Raw genomic sequence first — 14,134 nt, forward strand, 5'->3', positions numbered from 1 at the left:
CGAATGGAAAAGATAACGATTGCGGACGTAGCCTCCAAAGCGGGTGTGTCAAAGAGCACGGTATCCCAATTTTTGAACCAACGCTACGAGTACATGGGAACGGATACCCGCAAAAAAATCGAAGAAGCCATCGCCGCGCTGGGTTACCGCCCGAACGCGCTGGCGCGCGGCTTGAAGCAGAAGCGGACATCGACCATCGGCGTGATCGTCGCCAACATCATGGTCCATCTCTCGACGGAAATTTGCCGTGCGATTGAAGATTTTTTTCAAGAGCAGGATATGAACGTCATTCTTTGCAACACCGACGAGGACGCCGACAAAGAAAAAAAATATATCGAAATGCTGCTGGCCAAGCAGGTGGACGGCATCATTCTGTTCCCTACCGGGAACAACGGGGCGCTGTACAAAAAATTGATCAAGCAGCAATTCCCGTTGGTTTTCGTAGACCGCAAGGTGGAGGGCTTAAAGGTCGATACGGTAGTCGTCAACAACAGGGAATCCGTCTACGAGGCCGTTTCGCATCTGCATTCGCAGGGACACCGCCGCATAGCCATGATCGCCCCGCCTTTAACCATCAGCTCCCGCATGGAGCGCATGGAAGGATATAAGCAGGCTCTGAAGGATTTGGGGCTGGAAGGGGACCCGGAGCTCGGGATCAGCGCGGAAATCCCGAACATCCGCAGCCGGCTGGAACTGCTTTTCGCCAAGGATCGCGTTCCTACGGCAATCATTGGAGCGAACGATCTGGTCCTGCTGGAGGTTCTGGACTTCGTTAAGCAAAGGGCGATCCGCGTACCGGAAGAGCTGGCGCTAATCGTATTCGATAATATTCCGTTTGCCCATCTGTCGACGCCTTCCCTTACGACCATCAGCCAGCCGTCCAAGGACATGGGAAGGAAAGCCGCCGAGCTGCTGCTGCAGCAAATCCGGACGCCGGGCGAAAGTGAACCGAAGGAGCACCGCTTCGAATGCCGGCTGATTATCCGGGAGTCCTCAGGCAGGACAAGTCCATAAAAAACCACTTGAAATGAGAGAAATCATCGGCTATAATTCAGACATAGTTACTAAACCGATTTAGTAAATCGATTTATGAAATCGTATTCGATCAATCGGAAAGGAGAGCACCGTGAAAGACATCGTGGTACCGACTTCGGTTTTACAACGCGAAACGCTGCTCAGGAAGGGTCAGGAAGGCTGCATCGGCCAAATCGCCGCGAGCGGAGCCTTTGGCGTAGAGCTTCGGCGGGAGCTGTTCCCGGAAGGGGAAAAACCTCTCCGGCAATGCCGGGAGGAGCTTGACCAACACGGGTTGTTCTGCGTATACTCCGCCCCGATAGAGCTGTGGGACCCTCAAGGGCAGTTAAATGAAAGCGCTGTACTCGAGGTGATATCGGAGGCTAAGGTTTTGCAGGCCGGCCTGGTCAAAACCTCCCTGGGCCACTACGATCCGAATACCTCGGATATGACGAGGCTGGTGTCCTTGATCCGGTCCAAGACGGGTGGCGGTGCCGATTTTACCTTAACGGTAGAGAACGACCAAACCGCATATGGAGGAAAAACGGAGTCGCTGACTGCCTTTTTTAAAGCGGTTACAACGCACGGTGCGGGGATCCGGATGACCTTCGATATTGGCAATTGGACCTACTGCGGGGAGGATGCGATTCAAGCGGCACGGCTGCTGGCTGACCATGTTGTCTACATTCACTGCAAGCATGTCGTTACGGCCGGGGACCGGCTGGAAACCGTGGCGCTTCCCGAGCATGAGGAGGCTCCTTGGCGGGAGCTGCTCAGAAAGCTTCCGGATCGGGCGCTCAGAGCCATAGAATTTTCTTTGCCCGATGAGCGGCTGCTGCCCCATTATATGAAGATGCTTTGCGGGCACTGACAGGAAAGGAGAGAAGCGAGAATGGTTCCGTTAGATGTGGTGACCTTCGGAGAAGCGATGGTCATGTTTGTAGCCGATCATCCCGGAGAGCTTCAGCAGGTGAGCCGGTTTACCCGACGTCTGGCCGGCGCCGAGATGAATACCGCTATCGGCTTTGCCCGACTCGGGCTCAAGGCCGGGTGGGTAAGCAAAGTGGGGGCGGATATATTCGGCTTATGCGTGAAGGAGCTGCTGGAGGCGGAACGGGTCCATATCGGCGCGGTTCAAACGGACCGGCGCCATCCTACCGGCTTTCAGCTGAAATCGAAGGTATCGGAGGGGGACCCGGAGGTCCAATATTTCCGTAAAGGCTCGGCGGCAAGCCGTCTGAGCCCCGGGGACTTCCGGGAGGACGATTATCTGGGAGCAAGGCATTTGCACATGACCGGAATTCCCCCTGCTTTATCCCCGGAGACACGGGAATATTCTCAGCTTGTACTGAAGCGGATGAAGCAGGCGGGAAGAACCGTTTCCTTCGATCCGAACCTGCGGCCTTCCCTGTGGTCCTCCCGGGGCGAGATGGTCCGCACCGTTAACAGCCTGGCCGTGCAGGCAGATTGGGTTCTGCCGGGTCTCGAAGAAGCGGGGCTGTTGACCGGATCGACGGATCCGCATAGGATCTCGGAGTTTTATTTATCGCAGGGAGTCCGGCTCGTCGTGATTAAAATGGGAGCTGAAGGCGCTTACTATCGCAGTGAAACGGAAGAGGGCTTCGTCCCCGGCTTTCCGGCGGCTGAAGTGGTCGATACCGTGGGAGCGGGCGACGGATTTGCCGTCGGTACCGTAAGCGGGCTGCTGACGGGCTTGCCGGTTCGCCAAGCCGTTCTTCGCGGGAATGCGATCGGATCGCTCGCCGTGCAGTCTTCCGGCGACTATGAAGGCTACCCGACTGCGGATAGACTGGAAGCTTATATTCAATCCTACTTGAACAGGAGTGAAGCAACCTATGCAAACCGTTAAAGGAACGTTGAGCAAAGTCCGCTGGCTTCATCTGATTCCCATTGCATTTATCACCTACAGTCTCGCTTATCTGGACCGGGCCAATTACGGCTTCGGCGCAGCGGCGGGGATGGCGAAGGATTTGGGCATCACGAGCTCGATCTCCTCTCTTCTGGGAGCGTTGTTCTTCCTCGGATACTTCTTCTTTCAGATTCCGGGGGCTCATTATGCCGAGAAAAAAAGCGCCAAAAAGCTGGTGTTCTGGGCGCTGATCCTGTGGGGAGGCCTGGCTGCCGCAACGGGATTTATTAATGACGTCGGGGCTCTTGCCGTCATCCGGTTCATGCTTGGAGTTGTAGAAAGCGTTGTCTTTCCGGCAATGCTCGTATTTTTAAGCCACTGGTTCACCAAAAAGGAACGTTCCAGGGCCAACACTTTTCTGATTCTGGGGAATCCGGTTACGGTGCTGTGGATGTCGATTCTCTCCGGCTACCTCGTTTCCTCGCTGGGCTGGAGATGGATGTTCATCATCGAGGGCCTGCCTGCGGTGGTGTGGGCTTTGTTTTGGTGGAAGCTTGTGAAAGACAGACCTTCGGAAGTTGGCTGGCTGACTAACGAAGAAAAGAAAGCGCTTGAAGATGAGCTGCAGCTGGAGCAAACCGGCCTTACGCCCGTCAAAAACTACCGCGAAGCGTTCCGTTCGGCAACGGTGATCAAGCTTTCCTTGCAGTATTTTTTCTGGAGTCTCGGGTTGTACGGCTTCGTCATGTGGCTGCCTTCCATCATTAAAGCGGCTCCGAATATGAGCATGGTTTCGACCGGGTGGCTATCGTCCGTTCCTTATGTATTGGCGGTGATTGCGATGCTCCTTGCCTCGTTCCTGTCGGATAAGACGTTAAACCGGAAAATTTTCGTTTGGCCTTTTCTGCTGCTCGGTGCAATCGCTTTCTATGCCTCTTTCGCTATCGGCACGGAGCATTTCTGGATTTCGTATATCCTGCTGATTATCGCCGGAGGGGCGATGTACGCTCCGTACGGGCCGTTCTTCGCGATTATTCCCGAGATATTGCCGCGGAACGTCGCCGGAGGCGCGATGGCATTAATCAACAGCATGGGGGCGCTAGGTTCTTTCCTGGGCTCTTACTTCGTCGGGTATCTGAACGGAGTTACCGGAGGCTTCGGCGCTTCATATCTCTGTATGGCGGGCGCGTTGCTGCTTTCTTCGATCCTGACCCTGATGGTAAGCGTCAAGGCTAAGGAAAAGGCGGCGGAATCGAATATGGGGGTAAAGACGCTGTGAACCTTCAATTGGCTTTGGACCGCATGTCGATCCCGGAAGCCGTTGCGATGGCGGAGCGAGTCAGCCCCTATATCGATTGGATCGAAGCAGGCACTTCGCTGATCAAGGAATTCGGCATGGCCGGCATTCATGCGCTGAAGACGGCTTTTCCGGAAAAAGTGATCGTCGCGGACATGAAGACGTTCGATAACGCGAAATATGAATTTGAGCTGTGCTACCAGGCCGGGGCGGATGTGGCCACCGTGATGGGGGCGGCGCCTCCGGTTACCGTCGGGACTTGCATGGAAACGGCGGAACGGTTCGGCAAAGAGGTCATGATCGATCTGCTTCATACGACCGAAGCGCAACGGACGGCGCTGCTGCAGCATCGCAAGGCGATCTTTTGCCTGCATGTGGGCAAGGATGAGCAGGAGTATTCGGGAGGTAGGCTTCAAACGCCCGGGTTCGCAGGCTTTGAAGGCGAACGGCGGATAGCTGCGGCGGGAGGCATCACGCTTGAAACGCTTCCTGGGCTTCTCGGCATCGGTCCTTCCGTACTGATCGTCGGCTCCGCCATTACCGGGGCAGCCGACCCAGAAAGGGCGGCTCGCGAGCTGCGCCGGGCTGTCGATCAAGTGAAGGAGGTGAAACGGAGTTGAGTAAACTAAAAGCGGTTTTGTCCGAAATCGACGCAGTGCTTGACCGGATGGATACAGGGGCAATCGCCGATACGGCGGAGAAGCTCGCGGGAGAAGGCCGCATCTTTGTGGTCGGAGAAGGCCGTTCCGGTCTTATGGCCAAATCGTTCGCGATGCGGATGATGCATTTGGGCGCGGAGATCTTCGCCGTGGGCGAGACGATCACCCCATCGATGGCGGCGGAGGATACCTTGGTAGCGGTGTCCGGCTCGGGAACGACGAAGAACGTCTTGTGGGTGGCGGAAAGGGCGAAGGAGCTCGGATGCCGGATCATCGCGGTCACGGCGAACGGGCAATCCCCGCTGGGCGAATGCGCTACGGACGTCCTGCACCTGCCGGCTGCGACGAAATACCGCAGGGAAGGCGAGGCGGCCAGCATTCAACCCCTCGGCTCGCTGTTCGACCAGTGCGTCCATTTGGCGCTCGATGCGGTATGTTTGGAATATGCCGCGCTGCGGGATGTCGATCACCATCGCGCGTTTCAAAAGCACAGCAACGTGGAATAAAACTGAAGGGCCTCCCGGGCTATCCGCAGCCAAGGGAGGTCTTTTTGCGTTGCGAGCGAGGGTCCGAGAGGGTCCGTTCCCCGGGAATGAATGATCTGCAAATCATTTCTTGAACACGTTCACAATATGCCATTGTCTTTTCCGGGGAAAAAGAGTACCATAAATGTATACGTTTTATGTTCACGTGAACATTATCTTATGATAAAGGTGGAGTGTATCATTTATGAAAAAGTTTTTGGATGAAAACTTCTTGCTTTTGAATGAAACCGCAGTGAAGCTCTATCACAATTATGCCAAAGAAATGCCGATCATCGACTACCACTGCCACTTGAGCCCGCAGGAAATATATGAGAACAAAACCTTCAAGAATTTGACGGAAGCCTGGTTATACGGCGACCACTACAAGTGGAGAGCGCTGCGCGCGAACGGCGCGGAAGAGCAGTACGTGACCGGAGGCGAAGGCGCAAGCGACTACGATCGCTTCCTGGCCTACGCGAAGGCGGTACCGAACACGATCGGCAACCCGCTTTACCACTGGTCCCACCTGGAGCTGCAGCGCTTCTTCGGCGTATACGATCTGATCAATGAGAAGAACGCTCCGGCGATCTGGGAGAAAGTCAACGCCCAGCTCAGCGGCGACGGCTTCGGCGCACGCGATCTGATCAAGAAATCGAACGTTCGCGTGATCTGCACCACGGACGACCCTACGGACTCCCTGGAGTGGCATATCAAGATCAAAGAAGATCCGTCCTTCGACGTGGCCGTGCTGCCTTCCTTCCGTCCGGACAAGGGCCTGGAAATCAACCGCAAGGGCTTTACGGAATGGGTAGCGAAGCTTGCCGACGTCTCCAGCGGAGCGATCGATAACTACGATCAGCTGCTGGCTGCGCTGGAATCCCGGATCCGTTTCTTCGACTCCGTCGGCGGCCGCGTGTCCGACCACGCGCTCGACTATGTGGCTTACGCCGAAACGACGAAGGAGCAGGCGGCGGCGATTTTTGCCAAGGCGCTGAAGGGCGAAGCCGTTTCCCTCGAGGAAGAGAAGCAGTACAAAACCTACACGCTTCTGTTCATGTGCAAGCTGTACGCGGATCTCGGCTGGGCGATGCAGTTCCACATCAACGCGCACCGGAACAACAACAACTATGCGCTCGGCAAGCTCGGTCCGGATACCGGCTACGATTCCATCAACGACAACACGCTCGCGCAGCCGCTCGCTCGTCTGCTTGATACGCTGGCCGGCGAAGAGAAATTGGCGAAAACGATCGTTTATTCCTTGAATCCCAAGGATCACTATGTGCTTGGCTCGCTCATCGGCAGCTTCCAGGGCGGCGGCATCCCAGGTAAAATGCAGCTCGGCTCCGCTTGGTGGTTCCTCGATACGAAGGACGGCATGATCGAGCAAATGAAGGCGCTCGCCAACCTCGGGCTGCTGAGCCGTTTCGTGGGCATGCTGACGGACTCCCGCAGCTTCCTGTCCTATACGCGTCATGAATATTTCCGCAGAATTCTGTGCAACTTGATCGGCGAATGGGTCGAGAACGGCGAAGCGCCGGACGACCTGGAGCTGCTCGGCGGCATGGTGCAAAATATTTCGTACAACAACGCGCAGGAATATTTCGGCTTCTAATTTGGTACGGCGCTTATCTTCTATCTCATAAGATATCCTCCGGCTGCTTGTGCAGCCGGGGGATTTTGTTTTAGAATCGGAAGCAAGAATAACGAAGGAACAAAACTAAGGAAAAGAGGAATCGAACATGAACCTTCAAGACATAGCCGCAGATCTCCGCAAGGTACGGGAGATTAGCCCGCTGGTGCATAACATAACAAACGTGGTGGTGACCCAGTTCACCGCCAATGGTTTGCTGGCGCTCGGCGCCTCGCCCGTGATGGCGTATGCCAAGGAGGAGGTCGCGGATATGGCGGCGATCGCCGGAGCGCTCGTGCTGAACATCGGGACGCTGAGCGCGCCGGAAGTGGAAGCGATGCTGCTGGCCGGCCAATCGGCCAACCGCCATGGGGTGCCTGTCATATTGGATCCGGTCGGGGCGGGAGCGACTTCCTACCGGACGGAGACATCCCGGCGCATCCTGAAGGAAGTGAACGTCTCCGTCGTACGGGGGAATGCGGCGGAGATTGCGAATGTCATCGGCGTCGATTGGCATATTAAAGGAGTAGACGCCGGCGAAGGCAGCGGCGATGTGGCGGAGCTGGCCCGCTCGGCGGCCCGGGAGTGGAACGCGGTGGTCGCCGTCACAGGCAAGGACGATTACGTAACCGACGGTCAAGAAACATACGTGCTCCATAACGGCCATCCGCTCCTCACGCGGGTTACCGGAACGGGCTGCCTGCTGACCTCGGTGGTCGGAGCGTTCTGCGCGGCGGCCGGAGAGCAGGGCTTGCTGCGTCCGGCGGTATCGGCGGTGCTCAGCTATGGGGTGGCCGCGGAGCTCGCTGCGGAGAAGACGGAGGCACAGGGCCCCGGAAGCTTCCAGATTGAGCTGCTCAACCGGTTGTACCGGCTATCTGAGGAAGAGATTGTCCGGCACGGCTCTTTGGAAAAAAGAAGCTAAGGTTGACAATGGCATGTAGTCGTAACTATAATAGTTACATCGGATGGCTGCATGAAGCCGAATCCGCTGCCGGGCAAGTGTGACGGCGGCGATTTTTTTAGCATATGTTGTAACCATATTGGATACACCACATGGCTTGCTGCAGCCTAACTCCATTTTGAATAAACCTACAAGGAGGATTTCATCATGAAAATTGCATTAATTGGAGCCGGCGGTACAATCGGCCAACGGATCTTGAAGGAAGCTCTCGACCGGGGACATCAAGTGACCGTCATCGCCCGCAATCCGGCCGGCGTTTCCGTGCAGAACGAACGGTTGAGCGTAGCCGCGGGGGACATCTTCGACGCAGCCGGCATTGCCAAGGCGGCCGAAGGCCATGACGCGGTCATCAGCGCCTACGGACCGAAGACCGGAGAAGAACAGGAGCTCGTCCGTGCGACCCGTTCGCTGATCGAGGGCGTGAAGCGCTCTGGCGTAGGCCGTCTGCTCGCCGTCGGCGGCGCCGGCAGTCTGGAGGTCGCGCCGGGCGTGAAGCTGATCGATATGCCGGGGTTCCCCGATTTCGTGAAACCGATTGCCGCTGCACACTCCGATGCGCTGGACGTGCTGCGCCAAGAGACGGAGCTGGACTGGGTTTCGTTCAGTCCGGCCGGGCTGATTGAGCCGGGCGAGCGCACGGGCCGATACCGCAAGGATAAGGACCGTGTGGTCGTGAACGAGCAAGGGGAGAGCCGCATTTCGGCGGAAGATTACGCCGTGGCCATGCTGGATGAAGCGGAGCGCCCGGCTTATCACCGGGAACGTTTTACCGCGGCGAATTAACGGGGACAAGAATGAAATAGCAAGGCGAGCGTAGCTCTGACACTGTATTGTCAGAGCTGTTTTTATTTACTTTGGCCATTGAGGATTCGCCCTTACATGTCTCGCTGGTTCCTGCACATCAACGGTGGCGAAATGATCAGCAGTTAGCGATGCCGGAGCGATCGTTAGGAATTGAAGAAGCGGAAAAAGCGTGCATTGATGGTAGAATAGCGGATATAGAACGGATGCCTTGTGTATTCATGAAATGGCGGATACTATGGAACCCTAACAACCAGGACACCATCATGAGGAGAATGTTGCCATGAAAGCATTAATATTCAAAAGGTTCGGCGAACCGGAGGTACTGCACATCGCGGACGTTCCCGACCCGGCTCCGCAGCCGGATGCGCTGATCGTTCGTACCAGGGCGATCGGGCTCAACTATGCGGATATTTACCGCAGACGCGGCAGCTATCATTTGGAAGGCGAGCCGCCTTACATACTGGGCTACGAAGGGGCGGGCATCGTGGAAGACGCGCCGGAAGGCTCGGGCTTTCAGCCGGGGGACCGGGTGGCGTTCGCCGATGTGCCCTTTGCCAACGCGGAGCTGGTGTCGGTGCCGGCGGAACGGGCGATTCCATTGCCGGAGGGGACCGATTTCGATACGGCGGCGGCTTTGCTGCTTCAGGGGATGACGGCGCATTATTTGGTACACGACAGCTTCCGGGTAAAAGAAGGCGACGAGGTGCTCGTCCATGCCGCAGCCGGGGGCGTCGGCCAGCTGCTCGTTCAGCTGTGCAAGCTGCGCGGTGCCCGCGTGCTCGGGCTTACCTCGTCGGAGAAGAAACGGCAGGCGGCGCTGAGCGCGGGAGCCGACGAGGTGCTGCTGTACGGGGAGGAGAATTGGCCGGACCGGGCGCTGAAGTGGTCGCGCGGGGGCGCCGGGCTGGATGCCGCCTACGATTCCGTCGGGGCGACCCTGCTCGACAGCTTTGCGGCGGTGAAGAAGCTAGGGACGGTCGTCTTCTTCGGGATGGCCGGGGGCGACCCGCCCTTTATCGATCCGCGCATGCTGATGGATACGTCCAAGACGCTGACGGGCGGCGACCTGTGGAACCATGTGACGACGCGGGAGGACCGGATCGCCAGGGCCGGAGATTTGTTCCGATGGGTGGCCGAGGGCCGGCTGCGGCTGACGCCGCCTCACCGCTTCCCGCTGCAGGAAGGGGCGGAGGCGCACCGGTGGCTGGAGAGCCGGGCAAGCACGGGGAAGATTCTGCTGATCCCATAAATTCCGCTAAAATGACAACAAGCACGCTCCCGCCTGAAGCGGAAGCGTGCTTGTTTCTTTCCGGGAGCGGCGGGAGCTACGGCCGGGCGAAGCCCTCTTCCTTCAAATACGCCTCAGCTTCGTCGTAAGTATCGAAGGCCATCTCGAGGTTCAGCCCCGAGTAGACGTACCACAGATCATCCTCCTCTATGAGAAGGAGCGTCTGATTGTCCGGCCCGATCCAGCGTTCCTCATGGGAGACGTCCCCTGCGACCGCCTGCTCGCTCTGCGTCTTCGGCGCGAGCGAACGGATCGAGGCCTGCACCAAGGCCCGCAGCTCCTCCTCGGAGCTGTCGCGGATATTGATCATGCCGCGGTCGTCGGTTTCCCGGCCCGATAGCAGACCGCCGTAGACGAAGCCGTTGCCGTTCGGATGGAGATGGTAGACGACGGTCTTTTTCTCCTGGGTGCTCTCTTCATAATGATAATTCACCCGGCCGAGGGACACTTCCTTGCGCGTCAGCTCCGGGAACGATTCGATAATGCGCTTCTTCTCTTCAAAACTCAGCATGCACAGCCTCCGCTATTCGGGTATGGTTGGATTTGGCTTCATTATAGCATACAGGCCTCGGAGGCCAAAGCCAAGCCAAGCTAAGCAAAGCCTGAAGCCTTCCTGAAAGACGATCGGGGAGAGAACCGGGCGAATGCACACTTGACATAGTAATATTACAACTAGTAATATTATGACTATGAAGAATACAAAACCAATCCAACGATCTCCACTGGCCCTTGCCGTATTGGCTCTATTAGCCGAAGCACCGATGCACCCTTACCGCATGCAGCAGCTGATCAAAGAACGAGGAAAGGACGAGGTTATTAACGTTCGCCAGCGGGCGAACATTTATCAGACCATCGAACGGCTGCAGCGCGACGGACTGATCGCCGTAAGAGAAACGCTGCAGGAGGCGGGACGGCCGGACCGGACCGTCTATGAAGCCACGGAAGCGGGAAGCGCCTTGCTGCGGCAGTGGCTGCGCGATATGCTGGCCGTACCGTCGGAGGAGTTCCCCGACTTCCCGGCGGCGGTCTCCTTCCTGGCGCTGCTGAGCGCCGAGGAGGTCCGGGAGCAGCTCGAGAGAAGAGCCGCTGTCCTGGAAGATCAAATCAGGCACATCGCAGAAGCAATGGAGACTTATAAGGATATTGTTCCCCGGTTGTTCATGCTGGAATCCGAATACAAGGCGGAGGTGCTCTCCGCCGAGCTGAGCTGGGTGAGGTCCGTCGTCCGCGATATCGGTCGCGGCGCGCTTGCCTGGGATGAAGAATGGCTGCGGGAGATCGCGAAGCGGCTGGATCGCCAAGAGTAATCCGTCGTCATCCGGACGCATATAAATCCATCTGTGAGGAGGAGAAGCGTCATGTCCAAAGTTCCGTTGAAAGTGATCATTATCGGTGCCGGCACCGGAGGCTTGTGTCTGGCTCACGGCTTGAAGAGGGCGGGCCTCGCAGTCGGGGTATACGAGAGAGACCGGACGCGTACGGGAGGGCTGCAGGGCTACCGCGTCGGCATCAGTCCGGACGGGAGCCGGGCTCTGAAGAAATGCCTGCCTCCGGAGCTGTTCGATATCTTCGTTGCGACCTGTGCCAGAGCCCCCAGGTATTTCAATATGCTCACCGAACGTCAGACGGAGGTGCTCAGCCTGGAGCTGAGTCCGGATAAAGACTCGGTGAACAGCGAGAAATCCGTAAGCCGGATGACCTTGCGGCAGGTGCTGTTGACGGGGCTCGAGGACATCGTCCGTTTCGACAAAAAGTTCGTCCGTTACGAGCAGCGGCCGGACGGGAAGGTAACCGCCTTCTTCGAGGACGGCACCTCCGCAGACGGGGATCTGCTCATCGGCGCCGACGGCACGAATTCGCCGGTACGCAGGCAGCTGCTGCCGCACGCCAAGCTGGAAGATACGGGCATCGTCAGCATCGGAGGCAAGCTCCCGGTCAATGAGCGGACGAAGGCCCTGCTGCCGCACAAAGTTTTTCACGGCGTGACGATGGTCATGGCGCCGAAGGCTTACGGCCTCATCCTCCACGCGATGGAGTTCAAATGGGACCGGAACGGGATTAAGCACGGCATCGGCGGCAATGACGCCGAGCTGCTGTCCCGCTGGCCGGGCCTCTTGTACGACAACACCAGGGACTATATCATGTGGGGCTTCTGGGCATCCCGCCGCAGCTTTCCCGCCAATCCCATGGACATCAAGGACGGAGAGCGGTTAAAACGGATGGTGCTGGACATGACACCCGGCTGGCATCCCGATCTTCGGCAGCTATTCGCCGAATCCGATCCTTCATCGCTTTTTACCATCAACATCCGCACGTCGGTGCCGGTCGAGACGTGGGAAACCACGAACGTTACGCTGCTCGGCGATACGATCCATACGATGACGCCGGGTAAGGGCGTGGGCGCCAATACGGCGCTTCGGGACGCGGCTCTCCTGTGCGCCAAGCTGCTCGAGGTCCATGACGGAGGAAAGCCTTTAAAGCAGGCCGTACACGAATACGAGGCCAAGATGATCAAGTACGGCTTCGAGGCGGTGCTGGAGTTCAGGAAGCAGATGGATGACAACACTGTCATGCACAAGCCGGTCATCGGGCGCGCCGCGCTTGCCGTCATGAGAACGGGAATGCGGATCGTCAACGCCGTTCCCGCCATAAAGCGGAAAATGGCCGCCAATCTGGAACATTCCCGGGGAATGGACCGCTACGACGAGCTTTGAACGCAAACGTGCGGGCTTGACTCGGTTCATCCGCAACATTACAATGAGTAGTGTGAGGTGTTCCCCGTGAAAATACAGCATTTTAAAACAAATGAGAGCGGGTTGAACCGGTTCTTCGGGCCGCTTGAGGCCAAGATCATGGGTATTCTCTGGGATGGGCCGGAGATGACGATCAAGGATGTGCAGTCGAAGCTGGCGCAGGAGCAGCCGGCCAACTTCAACACCGTGATGACCGTCATGAACCGGCTCGTGGATAAAGGCGTGCTGCAGAAACGGGCGAACGGGCGGAGCTCGCTATATCGTCCGACGCTGACGAGAGAGCAATTTCTTGAGGCCCAATCTAAGGAGCTGACGCACGATCTGATGGAGGAATTCGGTCCGTTGGTCGTCAGCCATATGCTGGATGAGCTGGAGGATGCCGACCCCGCGCTGATTGAACAGCTGGAGCAAAAAATCAAAGCCCTCAAAAAGGAACGGTAGCCCATGTGGGAGAACAGGTCCAAAACTATGTTCATCACAGGACTCGCCCTGTCGGGCGTCCTGTTGGTCCAGATGACCCTGTACGCGATGCATATGCTGCTCGGCTGGGAAATCAGGCATAACCTGATCCAATTCTGCACGAGAACGGCAGTCGCTATCGGCTGGTCCTCGCTAGTGTATGCGCTGAACCTGCTGGTGCTCTATACCATTCTTTCCCTTATTCTTCGCACCGGGCGGCAGCTGCTGCTATCCGGACGGGCTTACCGGCGTCTGAAGGCGGCGGAGGAAGTGCGGCTCTCCCGCATGCTTAACCGGCGTTTCAGCGGCGGCCGGGATCACATCATGGTGGTGGAGCAGCAGCGTCCGCTGGCGTTCACGATGAATCTGCTGAAGCCGAAGATCATTCTGTCCACGGGACTGATCGACTTGCTCGAGCCGGAAGAGCTCGAAGTGGTCGTTTACCACGAGCAGTATCACCGGAAGCACGGCGACCCGCTGAAGACGTTCCTCATGTCGCTCGGCGCCTCGGTCCTCTGGTACATTCCTTTACTGCCATGGTTGTATCATAAATATACCATCGTCCGGGAAGTGCTCGCGGATCACGAGGCGATGAACAGGCTAGGGTCCTCCGCCGAGCTCGGGAGCGCACTGCTGAAGCTTCTGAAGCAAGGCGAGGCTTCGTCCGCGCGGAGGCCGTATGCCAGCGTATCGTTCGCCGATACGTCGATTAATTACCGCATCCGGCTGATCCTGAACCCGGAAGAGGAGCTCCCGCTGGGGCTGCCGCTCACGCCGACGATGATCTCGATCCAGACCACGCTTCTGTTAGGGTCGCTGTTTTTCTTTGTGCTGCCCTAATTTTTTTTACCTACAAACACTACATCATGTAG

15 protein-coding genes are annotated in these 14,134 nt (G+C 57.5%); 14 read left to right on the plus strand and 1 reads right to left on the minus strand.

The genetic code is table 11. The annotated features are described in order from the left end of the window. The first annotated feature begins 3 nt into the window (after positions 1 to 3). The 10 genes from O9H85_RS19045 to O9H85_RS19090 all read left to right on the plus strand — a co-directional run bounded on the left by O9H85_RS19045 (position 4) and on the right by O9H85_RS19090 (position 10,011). On the plus strand, positions 4 to 1,014 hold the full coding sequence (locus O9H85_RS19045) for a LacI family DNA-binding transcriptional regulator (RefSeq protein ID WP_269883002.1): 1,011 nt from the start codon (positions 4 to 6) through the stop codon (positions 1,012 to 1,014). A 112-nt stretch (positions 1,015 to 1,126) separates the two neighbouring features. Beyond that, positions 1,127 to 1,885, plus strand: a complete 759-nt coding sequence (locus O9H85_RS19050) for a sugar phosphate isomerase/epimerase family protein (RefSeq protein WP_269883003.1) — start codon at positions 1,127 to 1,129, stop codon at positions 1,883 to 1,885. A 21-nt stretch (positions 1,886 to 1,906) separates the two neighbouring features. Further along, a complete protein-coding gene (locus O9H85_RS19055; RefSeq protein WP_269883004.1) occupies positions 1,907 to 2,884 on the plus strand; it encodes a sugar kinase in 978 nt (325 codons plus the stop codon). Further along, on the plus strand, positions 2,871 to 4,163 hold the full coding sequence (locus tag O9H85_RS19060; RefSeq protein ID WP_269883005.1) for an MFS transporter: 1,293 nt from the start codon (positions 2,871 to 2,873) through the stop codon (positions 4,161 to 4,163). Before O9H85_RS19055 ends, O9H85_RS19060 begins: the two co-directional genes overlap by 14 nt. Continuing rightward, positions 4,160 to 4,801, plus strand: coding sequence for a 3-hexulose-6-phosphate synthase (hxlA, locus tag O9H85_RS19065; RefSeq protein ID WP_269883006.1), 642 nt, complete (start codon positions 4,160 to 4,162; stop codon positions 4,799 to 4,801). Before O9H85_RS19060 ends, hxlA begins: the two co-directional genes overlap by 4 nt. After that, entirely contained in the window at positions 4,798 to 5,346 is a 549-nt protein-coding gene (gene hxlB, locus O9H85_RS19070) for a 6-phospho-3-hexuloisomerase (RefSeq protein WP_269883007.1), read from the plus strand. Before hxlA ends, hxlB begins: the two co-directional genes overlap by 4 nt. Before the next feature lie 223 nt (positions 5,347 to 5,569). Then, positions 5,570 to 6,976 (plus strand): glucuronate isomerase, encoded by a 1,407-nt coding sequence (uxaC, locus tag O9H85_RS19075; protein ID WP_269883008.1) that lies wholly within the window; start codon positions 5,570 to 5,572, stop codon positions 6,974 to 6,976. 127 nt (positions 6,977 to 7,103) lie between these two features. Next, positions 7,104 to 7,919, plus strand: a complete 816-nt coding sequence (thiM, locus tag O9H85_RS19080; RefSeq protein ID WP_269883009.1) for a hydroxyethylthiazole kinase — start codon at positions 7,104 to 7,106, stop codon at positions 7,917 to 7,919. A gap of 186 nt (positions 7,920 to 8,105) precedes the next feature. Next, positions 8,106 to 8,741 carry an NAD(P)-dependent oxidoreductase gene (locus tag O9H85_RS19085; RefSeq protein ID WP_269883010.1) on the plus strand — a complete coding sequence of 212 codons (636 nt, stop codon included), beginning with the start codon at positions 8,106 to 8,108 and terminating at the stop codon, positions 8,739 to 8,741. A 301-nt stretch (positions 8,742 to 9,042) separates the two neighbouring features. Beyond that, complete coding sequence (locus O9H85_RS19090) at positions 9,043 to 10,011, plus strand: quinone oxidoreductase family protein (RefSeq protein ID WP_269883011.1); 969 nt, start codon at positions 9,043 to 9,045, stop codon at positions 10,009 to 10,011. 76 nt (positions 10,012 to 10,087) lie between these two features. Here the strand turns inward: O9H85_RS19090 and O9H85_RS19095 are convergent, their stop codons facing one another. Beyond that, positions 10,088 to 10,561: a hypothetical protein gene (locus O9H85_RS19095; protein WP_269883012.1), complete on the minus strand. Its 474-nt coding sequence runs from the start codon at positions 10,559 to 10,561 to the stop codon at positions 10,088 to 10,090. A gap of 178 nt (positions 10,562 to 10,739) precedes the next feature. Here O9H85_RS19095 and O9H85_RS19100 point away from each other — a divergent pair, with 178 nt between their 5' ends. The 4 genes from O9H85_RS19100 (at position 10,740) to O9H85_RS19115 (ending at position 14,102) form a co-directional block, all read left to right on the plus strand. Continuing rightward, positions 10,740 to 11,357 carry a PadR family transcriptional regulator gene (locus tag O9H85_RS19100; protein ID WP_269883013.1) on the plus strand — a complete coding sequence of 206 codons (618 nt, stop codon included), beginning with the start codon at positions 10,740 to 10,742 and terminating at the stop codon, positions 11,355 to 11,357. 51 nt (positions 11,358 to 11,408) lie between these two features. Next, positions 11,409 to 12,764, plus strand: coding sequence for an FAD-dependent oxidoreductase (locus tag O9H85_RS19105; RefSeq protein ID WP_269883014.1), 1,356 nt, complete (start codon positions 11,409 to 11,411; stop codon positions 12,762 to 12,764). Positions 12,765 to 12,830: 66 nt separating this feature from the next. Further along, complete coding sequence (locus O9H85_RS19110; protein WP_269883015.1) at positions 12,831 to 13,244, plus strand: BlaI/MecI/CopY family transcriptional regulator; 414 nt, start codon at positions 12,831 to 12,833, stop codon at positions 13,242 to 13,244. A gap of 3 nt (positions 13,245 to 13,247) precedes the next feature. After that, positions 13,248 to 14,102, plus strand: coding sequence for a M56 family metallopeptidase (locus O9H85_RS19115; RefSeq protein WP_269883016.1), 855 nt, complete (start codon positions 13,248 to 13,250; stop codon positions 14,100 to 14,102). Positions 14,103 to 14,134 lie beyond the last annotated feature (32 nt).

This window comes from Paenibacillus gyeongsangnamensis (assembly GCF_027533625.1).
Taxonomy (GTDB): Bacteria; Bacillota; Bacilli; order Paenibacillales; family NBRC-103111; genus Paenibacillus_G; species Paenibacillus_G gyeongsangnamensis.

Coding starts and splice junctions, on each gene's coding strand:
- O9H85_RS19045 (WP_269883002.1), top strand. CDS start 4: ATGGAAAAGATAACGATTGCGGACGTAGCCTCCAAAGCGGGTGTGTCA.
- O9H85_RS19055 (WP_269883004.1), top strand. CDS start 1,907: ATGGTTCCGTTAGATGTGGTGACCTTCGGAGAAGCGATGGTCATGTTT.
- O9H85_RS19060 (WP_269883005.1), top strand. CDS start 2,871: ATGCAAACCGTTAAAGGAACGTTGAGCAAAGTCCGCTGGCTTCATCTG.
- uxaC (WP_269883008.1), top strand. CDS start 5,570: ATGAAAAAGTTTTTGGATGAAAACTTCTTGCTTTTGAATGAAACCGCA.
- thiM (WP_269883009.1), top strand. CDS start 7,104: ATGAACCTTCAAGACATAGCCGCAGATCTCCGCAAGGTACGGGAGATT.
- O9H85_RS19085 (WP_269883010.1), top strand. CDS start 8,106: ATGAAAATTGCATTAATTGGAGCCGGCGGTACAATCGGCCAACGGATC.
- O9H85_RS19090 (WP_269883011.1), top strand. CDS start 9,043: ATGAAAGCATTAATATTCAAAAGGTTCGGCGAACCGGAGGTACTGCAC.
- O9H85_RS19095 (WP_269883012.1), bottom strand. CDS start 10,561: ATGCTGAGTTTTGAAGAGAAGAAGCGCATTATCGAATCGTTCCCGGAG.
- O9H85_RS19100 (WP_269883013.1), top strand. CDS start 10,740: ATGAAGAATACAAAACCAATCCAACGATCTCCACTGGCCCTTGCCGTA.
- O9H85_RS19105 (WP_269883014.1), top strand. CDS start 11,409: ATGTCCAAAGTTCCGTTGAAAGTGATCATTATCGGTGCCGGCACCGGA.
- O9H85_RS19115 (WP_269883016.1), top strand. CDS start 13,248: ATGTGGGAGAACAGGTCCAAAACTATGTTCATCACAGGACTCGCCCTG.